The organism is Rhodococcus sp. P4_B6 (genome assembly GCF_056402215.1).
This window is the reverse complement of record NZ_JBFUHV010000004.1, coordinates 59996-73568: the sequence shown is the minus strand read 5'-3', so window position 1 is coordinate 73568 and position 13573 is coordinate 59996. Positions and strand designations below refer to the sequence as shown.

General features: G+C 69.3%; 11 protein-coding genes. 5 read left to right on the top strand and 6 right to left on the bottom strand.

Going from position 1 to position 13573, the window contains the following annotated elements; all coding sequences use genetic code 11:
- The first annotated feature begins 2 nt into the window (after positions 1-2).
- Entirely contained in the window at positions 3-2981 is a 2979-nt protein-coding gene (locus AC1DWT_RS02825; RefSeq protein WP_477919630.1) for an MMPL family transporter, read from the top strand.
- Here AC1DWT_RS02825 and AC1DWT_RS02820 read toward each other — a convergent pair.
- The 5 genes from AC1DWT_RS02820 to AC1DWT_RS02800 all read right to left on the bottom strand — a co-directional run bounded on the left by AC1DWT_RS02820 (position 2956) and on the right by AC1DWT_RS02800 (position 8703).
- Entirely contained in the window at positions 2956-4848 is a 1893-nt protein-coding gene (locus AC1DWT_RS02820) for a DUF2339 domain-containing protein (protein WP_477919628.1), read from the bottom strand. The genes AC1DWT_RS02825 and AC1DWT_RS02820 overlap by 26 nt on opposite strands.
- 66 nt (positions 4849-4914) lie before the next feature.
- Entirely contained in the window at positions 4915-5565 is a 651-nt protein-coding gene (locus AC1DWT_RS02815) for a DUF1707 SHOCT-like domain-containing protein (protein ID WP_477919626.1), read from the bottom strand.
- 61 nt (positions 5566-5626) lie between these two features.
- On the bottom strand, positions 5627-6295 hold the full coding sequence (locus AC1DWT_RS02810) for a response regulator (protein ID WP_477919625.1): 669 nt from the start codon (positions 6293-6295) through the stop codon (positions 5627-5629).
- Positions 6288-7490 carry a MacS family sensor histidine kinase gene (gene macS, locus AC1DWT_RS02805; RefSeq protein ID WP_072947538.1) on the bottom strand — a complete coding sequence of 401 codons (1203 nt, stop codon included), beginning with the start codon at positions 7488-7490 and terminating at the stop codon, positions 6288-6290. Before macS ends, AC1DWT_RS02810 begins: the two co-directional genes overlap by 8 nt.
- Entirely contained in the window at positions 7474-8703 is a 1230-nt protein-coding gene (locus AC1DWT_RS02800) for an AI-2E family transporter (RefSeq protein ID WP_477919622.1), read from the bottom strand. The genes macS and AC1DWT_RS02800 overlap by 17 nt, the downstream gene beginning before the upstream one ends.
- 188 nt (positions 8704-8891) lie before the next feature.
- On the opposite strand from AC1DWT_RS02800, the gene AC1DWT_RS02795 reads away from it, so the two are divergent.
- Both AC1DWT_RS02795 and AC1DWT_RS02790 read left to right on the top strand, forming a co-directional pair.
- A complete protein-coding gene (locus AC1DWT_RS02795) occupies positions 8892-10349 on the top strand; it encodes an adenylate/guanylate cyclase domain-containing protein (RefSeq protein ID WP_072947540.1) in 1458 nt (485 codons plus the stop codon).
- A gap of 28 nt (positions 10350-10377) precedes the next feature.
- Positions 10378-11511, top strand: a complete 1134-nt coding sequence (locus tag AC1DWT_RS02790) for a lysylphosphatidylglycerol synthase transmembrane domain-containing protein (protein ID WP_072947541.1) — start codon at positions 10378-10380, stop codon at positions 11509-11511.
- 21 nt (positions 11512-11532) lie between these two features.
- Here AC1DWT_RS02790 and AC1DWT_RS02785 read toward each other — a convergent pair whose 3' ends face one another.
- A complete protein-coding gene (locus AC1DWT_RS02785; protein ID WP_477919620.1) occupies positions 11533-12384 on the bottom strand; it encodes an alpha/beta fold hydrolase in 852 nt (283 codons plus the stop codon).
- Positions 12385-12471: 87 nt separating this feature from the next.
- Here AC1DWT_RS02785 and AC1DWT_RS02780 point away from each other — a divergent pair, with 87 nt between their 5' ends.
- Together AC1DWT_RS02780 and AC1DWT_RS02775 are read left to right on the top strand one after the other, a co-directional pair.
- Complete coding sequence (locus tag AC1DWT_RS02780) at positions 12472-13050, top strand: TetR/AcrR family transcriptional regulator (protein WP_072947543.1); 579 nt, start codon at positions 12472-12474, stop codon at positions 13048-13050.
- 94 nt (positions 13051-13144) lie between these two features.
- The gene (locus tag AC1DWT_RS02775) at positions 13145-13522 is read left to right on the top strand and encodes a DUF3054 domain-containing protein (RefSeq protein ID WP_477919617.1); all 378 of its coding nucleotides are present in this window, start codon (positions 13145-13147) and stop codon (positions 13520-13522) included.
- Positions 13523-13573 lie beyond the last annotated feature (51 nt).

The following is a 13573-nucleotide window of genomic DNA, read 5'->3' as shown; positions in this document are numbered from 1 at the left end:
CTGTGTTCGCGAGCTGGGGAAGCGTCGTCTACCGGGCCCGATTCACCGTCATCGGCATCATGGTTGCCTTGTTGCTCGGTTCGGCCGCGTACGGCCTGGGTCTCGAGAAGCATCTCAGCCAGAGCGGCTGGGACGATCCGGGCTCGGAGTCGGTCGCCGCGGCCAAGCTGGCTGACGGCACCTTCGGCCGCGACACCAACAGTGACGTCGTCGCGCTCTATACGGCGCCCGAGGGCAAGACGATCGAGGACCCCGAGTTCCAGGCGAAGGTCGTCGCGAACCTCGAGCGTCTGGCCGCGGAACACCCGGACAAGATCCTCAAGATCAACGGCGGCTATTTCAAGGTCGGCACCGCACCGCAGCTGGCGTCCGCCGCGGACGCCGACAAGCAGCACGCGATCGAGAGCGTCGCGATCGTCGGCGACAACGACACCGAGGTCACGGCCAATTTCCGCGACGTCAAGGACGAGTTCTACATCGACGGCGTCGACGTGCAACTCGCCGGTCTCCAGCCCGTGTCGGGTGCGCTCAACGACACGATGGCCACGGACATCCGGCGGATGGAGCTGCTCGCGATCCCGGCCGTGGGTGTGCTGCTGTTCTTCGTGTTCGGTGGTGTCATCGCGGCGGCGCTGCCGCTGATCATCGGTGGCCTGACCGTGGTCGGCGCCAACGGCATCGTCCGTCTGATCACCAACTTCACCGAGGTCAACTCGTTCGTCGCGCCCGTGGTCTCCCTCGTGGGGCTGGGCCTGGCCATCGACTACGGGTTGTTCATCGTCAGCCGGTTCCGAGAAGAGATGGCGGAGGGATACGACACCCGCGCCGCCGTCCGCAGAACGGTGATGACCTCGGGCCGCACGGTGGTCTTCTCGGCGACGATGATCGTCGCCAGCCTCGGCGGTCTGCTGCTGTTCCCGCAGGGCTTCCTGAAATCCGTCGCCTACGGCGCCATCGCGACCGTCGGCCTCGCCGCCCTGACGTCGATCACGATCCTGCCCGCGATCCTCRGCATCCTCGGCAAGCGCGTCGACGCCCTCAGCCTCGACCGTTTCCGTCAGACCAAGAACACCGAAGAGATCGAGGCGAGCATCTGGGGCCGGCTCACCCGCTGGGTGATGCGCAACCCGCTCAAGGTCACCATTCCGATCGTCGTCGGCCTGCTCCTGCTGATCGTGCCGCTGACGGGCATCAAGTTCGGTGGCATCAACGAGACCTACCTGCCCCCGGACAGCACGACCCGCGCCGCGCAGGAACAGTTCGACGAGATCTTCCCGAACCTGCGCACCGAACCGGTCAAGCTCGTGGTGTCCGACGCCGACAACAAGGCGCTCGGCCAGATCATCAAGGAAGCCAGTGGCGCGCCGGGTCTGATCGAGCGGTTCACCCCGGAGGGCGCGGCCAAGGACGGGGTGGTTGTCCTCAAGGCGGGTCTCGTCGACCGCAACGAGTCCAAGCCGACCATCGACTATCTGCGTGCCATGGACAGTCCGGACGGCGTGCAAGTGCTGGTGGGCGGCACCCCGGCGATCGAGCAGGACAGTATCTCCGCGCTGCTCGACCACCTGCCCACGATGGTGATCTCCGTCCTCTTCCTGACGACGTTGCTGATGTTCCTGACGTTCGGCTCGCTGGTGCTGCCGATCAAGGCGGCGTTGATGAGCGCGCTGGGCCTCGGGTCCACCCTGGGCATCCTGACGTGGATCTTCATCGACGGTCACGGTTCGGAGTGGCTGAACTTCACCCCCGGACCGATCATGTCGCCGGTGCTGGTGCTGATCATCGCGATCGTCTACGGCCTGTCCACCGACTACGAGGTGTTCCTGCTCTCCCGCATGGTGGAGGCGCGGGCGCAGGGGGCCAGTACGACGGAGTCGATCCGCATCGGCACCGCGCACACGGGCCGCATCATCACGGCGGCCGCGCTCATCCTCATCGTCGTCACCGGCGCGTTCGGGTTCTCCGAACTCGTGATGATGAAATACATCTCCTACGGCATGATCGCCGCGCTCATCATCGACGCGACCCTCATCCGCATGTTCCTCGTCCCCGCCACGATGAAGCTGCTCGGCGACGACTGCTGGTGGGCGCCGGCGTGGATGAAGCGGATCCAGGAGAAGACGGGCCTCGGTGAGCCCATCCTCGACAACGAGCTGATGCCCACCGACGTCCCGGAGCTCACTCCGATCGGTGCCGTTCCGCCGCAGCGCAAGCTCGCGGCGCCGCCCGCACCCCGGAAACCGGAACCGCTCACCGAGCCGATCCCGCTGGTGACTGCGCGGGCGCTGGCCGCGAAGATGTCCGAGGACGACGCGAAGGCGCGCAGGGCACAGGACGAGGCCCGGCGGTCGGCGACCGGCCGCCCGGCCCGGCCGCCGGTGGAGATCGAGGAGCCGCCCGCGGAACCGCAGACCACCGCGCTGCCGCAGCCTGCTGCGCCGCGTCCGGCCCCCACGCAGTCCCGTCCCGCGCCGGCGCCGCGCCCCGCACCGCAGTCGCGTCCCGCTCCCCGGCCCCGCCCGGCGGCGGCCCCCGCCCCGGGTCCGGCCACCGAGTCGCGTCCCATCGAGAGCTGGCTCGCCGACCTCCGGTCGACGTCGGCCGCCGAACCGCGGCCGATCTCCTCGCCTGCCGAACCGCGACCGAGCGCGGCGTCGCCGTCACTGCCCACGCGGTCGCCGCGCTCGGTGCCGRCACCGTACGAGCAGGAGACCCCCCAGTCGTCTCCTGCCCGCCCGGTGCCGCCGATCCCGTCCCGGCGTCGCGCCGCCGAGCCTGCGGAACCGGTGAACGGCGGCAGGCGCACCAACGGCGCGCCTGCCAACGGGAGCCCGGCCAACGGTGCCCCGGCCAACGGTTCGCGCCGCCGCGCCGAGGAGCCGCCCGTCGATCCGGACGACGCCTCGAGCGGCAGGCACCGCGCGGACGACGGCAACGCCGTCAGCGTCAGCGAACTCATCGCTCGGCAGAACCGGCGCTGACGGAGCCGTTCGGCGTTCCCCGCCCGGCCTCCCGCTCCGCGAATTCACGCGCGTAGCGGGTGCCGGCGAGGAGCAGCAGCAGGCCCACCACCAGGAACGCGAGGACGCGGAACAGCCCGTCGAGGGTGGCCAGGTCGAACAGGAACAGTTTGGCCAGCGCCGCGGCGGTCAGCCCCAGTCCGACGCCGAGCGCGGTGTGGGCGTAGTCGCGGCGGGCCAGTCCGAACACCAGGGCGGCCGTCGCCGCCGCCATCCACGCGATGGTCGCGGCGCAGTGTCCGGCGATGAAGCCTGCGGACGTCCCGGTGAGCGCCGTCCCCGCGGACACCGTCGCGGTGGTGACGGCGTACAGGATCACCAGGCCGGCGAGCACCCACCACGGCTGGGCGTCGGCGGTGCTCAGCAGCTTCAGTGGGTGCGCGTACCAGACGAACAGGAAGACCGTTCCCGCGAGCACCAGCGACGACAGCACCGTGGTCACCCCGAGCGCGTCGAGCGCGCGGTACTCGTCGACGAGGACGAACGGCGGCGCGGCGATCGCGAAGGCAAGCCCGCCCACGACGGTGAAGACGGCACCGACGGCGTATGCGATCCGTGACTCCGCCTGCCCGCCGACGGTGAGGAACAGTGCCGCCACCCCGAGCAKGACGAGCGGTGCGAGGTCTTCGCTCGACCCGAGAAGGCAGGCTTCGAGCAGCGCGAGGGTACCCACGCCGGCGAGCGCGATCCGGGCATGGTTCGGCAACGACCGGGCCACGGCGAACGCGGCGAACATCGCGGCGGCCAGTGCCAGCGCGATCAGCGTGGACCCGAGCCGGTCGAAGAGGTGACCGATCACCAGCGTCGGGACGGCCGTCGTGACGATCATCGCGGTCGCGGTGACGTCGCGAGAGTTGCTGCGCAGCAGGATGATCGACGACACGAGCCCGACGAGGGCAACCAGTGCGGCGGAGGCCAGCAGCCAGAACCGTTCCGGCCGGTCGTAGAGTCCGGTATTCACGATCGCGATCACCAGTGCGATCACCACCGGGCACGTCCTCGCGATCGCCAGGTACAGCCAGTCGCGACCGAGTTGCGCCGGGAAGCTCGCGACCTGGATCACGAACAGGAACCCGATCAGGGTGAGCGTGATGCCGTCGGTGAGCACGGGCGCGAGCACGGCGGCACCGGTCACCACGAGCAGGGCGAGGGGTTGCGAATCCCACCTGACCGCCAGTGCGACACCGGCTCCCGCGATCCCGAGCGCCACGACCATCGCGAGCACCGGCAGCAGCCAGTGATAGACGACCGCCACGGCCACGACGTCCAGGTAGGCGCCGGCGATACCCGTTGCCGCGAGCGCGATCCCGCCGACCCGGCCGCCGGGACGTCCGAAGACGCGGGCACCGGCGACGACGAGACCGACCGAGAACAGCCCGCCCGCCACCACCCGCAGTTCCGGGCCGAAGAACCCGGCCTGCGCCGCCAGCACGAGCAGCATCACCACACCGATCAGGGTGACGGCGACACCCGCGACGGCGAGGACGCGGCTGATCATCCCGTCGCGCTGCCACCAGGGTTCGCGAACCACCCGGGGCCGCGGCACGGGTGGTGGTGCGGGCCGGTACGGGGCGGCCGGTGCGGGCGGCGGAGGTGCCGGGGCAGTCTGCGGCACCGGTGGCCGGTACATCGGCTGCGGCACCGGCTGGGGCTGCGGCACGGGCTGGGGTTGGGGCTGGGGCTGGGGCCGCGGGACGCTCGCGAGTTGCGCCTGCAGGACGGCGAGGTTCTCACCCACGTGACGCATCTGCTGACCGAGCGCCGAGAAGTCGCCGGACAGCTGCGCGACGAGCCGGGGGTCGACCGAAGGAATACCAGGTGTGGACATGGATCAATCGTCCTGCGGCGACGGCGCCCACACATGAGTAGGCCTACTCGAGAGACCTGCGTCGAGCTACCCGAACATGCGGCGGATCGACGTACCGAAAGGGTGTTTGGCGGTCACGTTCCCGAACCTGACCTTGCCCCGGACGACGAGGTGCAGCGGGCCGATGGGAGGGCCGGTCCGCACCTTGTTGGTCGCGGAACCACCGACCGTTTCGACGCCGTTGAGGTCGACCGTCGCCTCTTCCGGCACGACCAGCGAGATCGTGCTCGCGTAGTCGTCGATCGTCACGTGCACCACCTGCGTGGCCATGACGGCCCGCGTGAAGTCGAGCGTCACCGTCGACAGCCGGGTGTTCACCTCGAGGGCGGGGGGAACGTTCCACGAGCCGGTGCGGCTGACCGACGACATCCGGCCGCGGACGACGTCGCCCGGGGGCGGTGGAGGTGACCGGTGCACGGTCGGCGGAACCGGCGGCGCCGGGCGGGACACGTACGGCTGGTCGGGGTACGGCGGCGGCGTGAACTCGGAGATCAACTGGATTCCCGGCAGATCCACCAGGACGACGTTCAGCTCCGCCCGCGTCTTCGCGGCGAGTGCCGTGTCCATCCGCTCGGTGAACTCCCCGAGCGAGAGCATCCCCTGGCCCACCGCCCGCTGCAGCAGTTCGCCGACGTGTTCCCGTTCCGCATCCGATACGCGTAGGTCCCGTGCCTCCATACCGACCAGGCTAGCGCCCGTGAGTATTTGTTAACCGCCGGACGTTAACAAGTACTCACGGCTACTCGAGGCCCTGCTCGATGGCGTACCTGGTCAGCTCGACGCGGTTGGCCAACTGCAGCTTGCGTAGCGTGGCCTGGACGTGGTTCTCCACGGTGCGGTGACTCAGCGACAGCTTGTTCGCGATCTGCTTGGCGCTGAGCCCTTTCGCGACGAACCGCAGCACCTCGGTCTCCCGCTCCGTCAGTTTGGGGACCGCGGGGCCCTGCTCGTCGGCGGGCGCACTCGACATTCGGCGGTACTCCCCCAGCACGAGTCCCGCGAGCCCCGGCGTGAACACCGCCTGCCCGGCCGCGGTGGCCCGCACCGCGTCCAGCAGTTCCTCCACGGACGCGCTCTTCACGAGGTACCCGGACGCGCCTGCCTTGACGGCGTCGAGGACGTCGTCACGCTCCGACGAGGCGGACAGCACCAGCACCCGGCTGTCCGGCGACACGTCCAGGACGGCGGCGGTGGCCGCGGCGCCGTTGCCGTCCGGCAGTTGCATGTCCATGAGGACGACAGCGGGACGGGTCGCCGCCGCCCGGCATCCCGCGGCCGCGACGCCGTCCGCCGTGGCGACCACGGTGAACCCGGCGCCGTCGAGGTCGCGGGCCACGGCGTCCCGCCACATCGGGTGGTCGTCGACGACCATCACGGTGATCTGTTCGCCGGTCTCCGTGTCACTCATGCGTTTCGTCTCCCTTCGGCACGCGGATCTCCCATTCGGTGCCCTGGCCGGGTTCGGTGTCGAGTGCGGCGGTGCCGCCGAGCGCACCGACGCGGCCCAGAATGGATTTCGATACTCCCATGCGACCCTCGGCCTCCGCTTCGGCCAGCCGTCCCGGGGCGATGCCGCTGCCGTCGTCGCGGACGCTGACGATCACCTCGGCGCCCAGATCCTCCAGCAAGACGTATGCCCTGGCGCCGGACCCCGCGTGCAACGTGACGTTGGACAGTGCCGTGTCGACGATCGCGACGAGTTCGGTCGCCCGTCCGCGCTCGATCGTCACCGGATCCGCCGGAGTCGACACGGACACCGTGGTGCTCGCCCGCGTGCCCAGCAGCAGTCGCACGTCGATCGCGCTCCCACCCAGATCCGACGCGACACCCGCGCCCTGCTCGGAGATCAGCATGCGCAGCGCCACCTCCTGCTCGCCGGCGAGCTCCGCGAGTTCGGCTGCGGGCCCGCCGATCTCGTTGCCCCTGCGACGGACGAGCGCGAGCACCTGCAGGACGCCGTCATGCACCTCGCGGGCGAGTCGTTCCCGTTCCTCGGTGGCGGCGGCCAACCGCACCGCCTGCTCGAGCTGGGCCTGCGCGCGCCTCGCGGTGGTGGTGGCAAGCCCGAGCGCCAACCCCACCGACACCAGGACTGGTGCCGTCGCGTCCTTCCACAGGTCGAGGTTGACCTGATCGCGCACCACCGCGCTCACGGCCGCCATGAGCACCCCGGACGCCATGCCGAGCCACGGCCCGCCGAAGACGGCGGCGGAGATCACCGCGTTGGTGACCCACAGCGTCGTCGGCAGCGTCTGATGGTGGCTGTACCAATCGTGATCGGAGACGAGGCGCGTCGACGCCATCAGCGCGATGGCGATCACCTGGTCGGCGATCACGACCTGGTAGCGCGGCACCTTTCCGTGGGACAGCAGGACCGCCGACAGTCCCGACCACACCGCCATCAGGGCGACGAAGAACCAGCTCAGCCGCTGATGGGTGTAGTACTGCACCGACACGATCTGGTAGCTGATCGCGTACACGAGCGTGACGAGCCGGAACGCCTGCGCCGCACGCCACAGCGGGGCATCCGGCTGGGTGTCGAGTTCGGTCGCGGCTCTCGGCCGGTAGTGCAGGCGGGTGCGGTGTTCACTCTCGTCGGTCATGGGTCTGCGCCGGGTTCTCCAAGTGCAGGTCGTCGTGGTGAGGCGGTGTGTCGGCCTCGGCCGGATAGAGCGGGACCGACGGGTCGTCGATCTCGAGTGCGTCGTAGGTGGCTTCGGGATCCGCGGACAGCAGTGACCGCACCGCCGTGTTCAGCAGCGCGACGATCGGCACCGCCAGCAGACCGCCGACGATCCCGGCGAGGACGATGCCGGTGGTGATGGCCAGCACCACCGCGAGCGGGTGCAACCGGACCGCGCGGCCGAGCAGCAGCGGTTGCAGCACGTGGGCCTCGAGTTGCATCACCCCGATGATGATGCCGAGCACGATCAGCGCGGTGAGGAATCCTTTGGTGACCAGGGCCACGAGCACCGCGAGGAACCCGGTGAGGAACGCACCGACGATCGGGATGAACGCGCCGATGAACACGAGCGACGCCAGCGGCAGGGCGAGCGGAACCCCGAGGATCGCGAGTCCCGCCCCGATCCCGATGGCGTCCGCGGCGGCCACCGCCACGGTGGCCCGGACGTACCCGATCAGCGAGCCGAACCCCTCGCTCCCCGCCAGCCGGACCCGCCGCCGGGACGCGGACGGGACGAGGCGGGTGACGAACTCCCAGATCTGGGAGCCGCCGTAGAGGAAGAAGATGAGAGTGAACAGCGTCAGCAGGGCGCCGGTGAAGATCTCGCCGACGACCGTGGCGGTGGTCAGTGCGCCACTCGTCAGCTGTTGCCGGTTCTCCTGGATCGACTTGACCACCGAATCGCCGGCCTGCCGGATCTGATCCTCGCTGAAGTGGAACGGGCCGTCCGTGAGCCACCCCTGGATCTGTGTGATGCTCGCCTCGAATTGTTCGGTGAGGCCGGGGAGACCTTCGATGAACTGCTCGACGACGAACGTCATGATCCCGGCGACGATGCCGATCGAACCGATGAGGACGACGAGGACGGCGGCCGACCGCGGCACCCCCTTGCCCTGCAGCCAGTCGACGAGGGGCACCAGCAGCGCCGACGCCAGGAGCGCCAGACCCACCGGGATCAGGACGGTGTCGAGCCTGGTCACGATGTATCCGAGGGTCAGCAGGCCGGCGAAGATGACCAGTAGCCGCCACGTCCACTCGGCCGCCACCCGCACCACCGGGTGCACCGACGCCGAGGGGTGACCCCCGCCCTGTGTTACCGCGGCAGTGTCCGAGCGTTGCTCGTTCGCGTTCACCTGCGGAGCGTATCGAGGTTCGGGCGGCGCCGGGTGCTTCGCGCGGGAAACACGTGCGCAGGGCACGCATATGCGCCGTTTAGGGGACGTGTCCTACGCCACCCGGTACACCCCCCGCTAAATTGAACGGCGTGCGGAAATCCTATAGAGCGATCGCGGCGACGGTCCGCAGCAGATGGCCGCTCTATATGATTTCGATGCTCCTCGCCAATTTCATCGGCGCCATCCTCGTGTTCGCCTTCGTGCGGTACGGGGTGCCGATCCCCGAATCGGCAGCCATCATGGCCGACCGGGTGCGCAACGTCGCGATCTTCGGCGGCTATCTCGCGTTCGCCGCCGTGGTGAGTCTCACGGCCGCCGCGATGATGCTGCGGTCGGTCGTCCGCTGGCAGTTGCGGGGCGGTCCGCCGACGCGCAGCGAGCAGATGTCGGCGCTGCACGCGCCGCTGCGGCAGGCGATCGTGCACCTGGTGTTGTGGATCCTCGGCGGCATCATCTTCGTGCTGCTCACCATCACCGAGATGCCGGAACTGGCGGTCGCGGTGATCGTCACCGTCTGCATGGCCGCGACCACCACGTTCGGCTTCACGTACATGCTCGGCGAACGCATCCTGCGACCGGTGGCCGCCCGCGCGCTCAGCGAGGGCGAGTTCGACCGGACCATGGCCCCCGGCGTCGGCACCCGGATGGCGATGACGTGGGGCCTCGGAACGCTGATGCCCGTCATCGGCATCATCCTGCTGTGCGTGACGCAGATAACCACCGACCTCGTGTTCTCCCCCGACGCGCTCGCGTGGGCGATCATGCTGCTGTCGATCATCGCGATCGCGCAGGCGTTCGCGCTGTCGATGCTGACGGCCAGCCAGATCTCCGACCCGATCAAGCAGCTGCGACGGGCCATCGAACGCGTCCAGCGCGGCGCCACCGACGTCCGGGTCGAAGTGTTCGACGGCAGCGAGGTCGGGCGACTGCAGGTCGGGTTCAACCGCATGATGCGCGAGTCGGACGAGCGGCGGCTGCTGCGTGAACTGTTCGGCCAGCACGTCGGTGAAGACGTGGCACGGCGGGCGCTGCAGTTCGGCACCGAACTCGGCGGCGAGACGAGGTTCGTCGCAGTGCTGTTCGTCGACATGGTCGGGTCCACCGGCGCCGCCGCGGAGCGTCCCCCCGGCGAGGTCGTGAACCTGCTCAACGAGTTCTTCCGCGTCGTCGTCGACGTGATCGACCGGCACCACGGCTTCGTCAACAAGTTCATGGGTGACGCGGCGCTCGCGATCTTCGGCGCCCCACTCGACCGCCCCGACGCACCGACGGCGGCGCTGGCCGCGGCCCGGGAGCTGCGGTTCGCGTTGAACGAGATCACCGGCCTCGACGTCGGCATCGGCGTCTCCGCGGGCCTCGCCGTCGCCGGCAACATCGGCGCCGCCGAACGCTTCGAATACACGGTGATCGGAGACCCCGTCAACGAGGCGTCGCGGCTCACCGAACTCGCCAAGCTGCACCCCAGCCGCGTGCTCGCGTCGACGAGTGCCCTGTATTTCGCGGACGACGACGAACAGGCGCACTGGGAACTCGGCGAACAGGTCCAGCTGCGGGGCCGTCGCCGCAACACCCATCTGGCTTGGCCGGAGGACTATCCGGAGTAATCCGCTACCCGTTGGTTACGCTGGCCAGGTGGCACAGCCTCGATCCGACCCGCCCACTGCCGAGCCTCCTCGGCAGCGAAGCCGATACTGGTGGATCAAATGGCTACTCGGCGCCGGCCTCCTGGCCCTGCTGACCGTCGAGGGAATCTATCTGTGGCCCACACTCAGCGACTCGTGGAAAGCGCTCACCGAGATTCACTGGGGGTGGGTCGCCGCCTGCATCGCAGCCCAGGCTGTGTCCCTGAGCGGGTACGGAGCAGTCCAGCAGCGGCTGCTGCAGGCGGGCGGAGTCGTCGTCAGCCAGCTGAAGTCGGTGTCCGTGATCTACGCGAGCACCGCAATGGCCGTGAGCCTGCCGGCCGGTCAGGTGTTCTCCACCGCCTTCACCTACAAGCAGACCCGCAAGTGGGGTGCCACCCCCATTGTGGCGTCCTGGCAGCTGGCGATCTCGGGCGTGATCGCCGCGGGCAGCCTCGCGCTTCTCGGCGCCGCGGGCGCATTCGCGGTGGGCACCAAGGTGAGTCCGGTCACTCTGGTGCTGTCGCTGGTGGCCGCGTTCGGCTTGTTCTACGCACTGCGATACATCTCACGTAACCCCGACTCCATCGAGTCGATCGGACTGTGGGTGCTCGCCCGGTACAACAAGTTCCGCAAGAATCCCCCCGAAGCCGGCGCCGAGCGGTGGCGGGAGATCCTGAGCCAGCTCGATTCGGTCGAGCTGAGGCGCAAGGATTCGATCATCACATTCGGGTGGTCGGCGGTGCACCGGCTCGCCGACGTCGCGTGCCTCGGTTTCGCGTGCTGGGCGGTGGGCGCGGAACCGTCGTTCGCGGGTCTGCTGATCGCGTTCGCCGCGGCCAAGGCCGTGGGCAGCATCCCCCTCGCGCCGGGCGGGCTGGGGTTCGTCGACGGCACACTGATCGCCACACTGACCGCGGCGGGGGCCACCGCGTCGCAGGCCCTCGCGGCCGTGTTCGTCTACCGCGTCGTGAGCTACATCCTCGTCGCACTGGTCGGCTGGGTGGTGTTCCTCATCCTGTTCCGGCACAACCAGCACGAGGACCTGGAGATGGACCTCGAATTCGAACGCCGGGAGCAGTCGACCCCGACCACCAACCGGACGCAGCACTCCACGGAGTCCGAGCCCGACTCTCAGCCGTGAGTACTTGTTAACGTCCGGCGGTTAAGAAGTACTCACGGGTGGCGAAGCCGCAAAGGCCCGGATCGCCTCCGCCACCACGTCCGGTCGGTCCTCGGGCATCAACGTGTAGCTGTTCTCGACCTCCCGCAGTCGGGCGTGCGGGTACAGCTCGGCCAGTCGCCGACCGTGGTCGCGGGGCATCACCTTGTCCTCGACCGCCCACAGCACGAGGACCGGCCGGTCGAAGCGCCGGTTCGCCTCCGCCCATTCGCGCAGCGTCGACTTGGGCGGCAGCGACGTCGTGTACTTGCGCAGGTCCCGGCGTACCCGGCGATCGGTGGTCGCGGGGCGGAACCAGCCGTCCATCACCGGTTTCGGCACCGGACGCTTGCTCATCCATCCCCACGCCGCGGGAGCCCGGCGCATCGCCCGGAATCGCAGCGCCTGCATGGTCAGGGCGAGGCCACCGGGGACTGCCACCGCGAGACCGATCGCGCGACCGGGAATTCCCGGTGGGTAGTTGTCGAACGCCTCGCACGGCGTGAGGACGAGGGCCCCGACGCGACTGGTGTCGCCGAGCGCGATCAGCACCTGCGCGCCGCCCCAGTCGTTCTGCACGAGCGTGACGTCCGTCAGGTCGAGTTTCTCGAGGAACTCGCCGATGAGCAGTCCGAGACCGCGCAACGAGAGGTCGGCGTCGGCCCGCATCGGGATGCGGTGCGCGCCGAGCGGGAGGGTGGGGAGAATGCAGCGGAAGTCCGGGACGAGTCGCTCGACCACGTGCCGCCACACGGTGCCGTCGATCGTCAGGCCGGAGACGAACACGAGGACGGGGCCGTCTCCTCCGGTGTCGTCGTACTCGACGGTGCCTGCGGAGAGTTCGATCTGCTTCATGGCGCTCACTCCATTTGATAGATCGTTCTACTGAGAACCAGGTTACGATGGGGTGCGCACTGAGCGCAACGGTCGGAGGCAGAAAAAGTGAACGACACCAAGGCCCGGATCCTCGGCACCAGCAGCGACCTCTTCCGCCGCAACGGCTACACCGGGACCGGACTCAAGCAGGTCGCGACGGAGGCCCGCGCCCCGTTCGGGTCGATCTACCACTTCTTCCCGGGCGGAAAGCAGCAGCTCGGCGAGGAGGTCATCCGCACGTCGGGCGAGGAGTACGCGCGGCTGGTGTTCTCCGTCCTCGACGCGCATCCCGACATCCTCGAGGGGATCGAGGTCGGGTTCCGGCTGGCGGGCGACACCCTGGTGGCCACCGATTACGCGGACGCCTGCCCCATCGCCACGGTCGCACTCGAGGTCGCGAGCACCAACGAGGTGCTCCGCGTCGCTACGGCGGACGTGTTCACGAGCTGGATCGACTCCGGCAGCGCGCTGCTGCGGGCCCGCGGGTTCGGCGAGGCCGATGCGAGGCGCCTGATCCTGGGGTTCGTCACCAGCCTGGAGGGCGCGTTCGTGCTCGCCCGGGCGCTCCGCAGCACCGAGCCGCTCGACGCGGCCGGGGCCACCGTGCTCGCCGCCGCGCGCGCCTGCCTCCCCCCACGTGAGTGAGAAAGCGTCCCCGGACACGCTTTGCCACTCACGGGCCGGGTCGCTGAACCGATCGGGCGGAACGCCGCGTCGACACCACCTCTAGGCTGGCCGTGTGAAGAAGTACCTCCCCGCGCTCGCCCTGGACGTCGTCCTCGTCATCGTGTTCTGCGCCATCGGCCGCCGCAGTCACGACGAAGCCAATGCCCTGACGGGCCTGGCGACCACGGCCTGGCCATTCCTGTCCGGTCTGGCCGTCGGCTGGCTCGCGACCGTCGCGCTCTACCGCGACAAGTTCGACGCGTTCCTCATCGTCCCGACGGGCATCGTGGTGTGGCTGTCGACGCTCGTGGTGGGCATGCTGTTACGCGTGGTGAGCGGCCAGGGAACGGTGTTCAGTTTCATCATCGTGGCGGGCACGGTTCTCGCTGTGTTCCTCCTCGGCTGGCGCGCAGTCGCGAAGATCGTGACGAAGGCCCGCGCCACCACCTGATACCGGCGAATCCGCCCCGACGGCACACGAACTTCCGCTCGAGGTGAGACA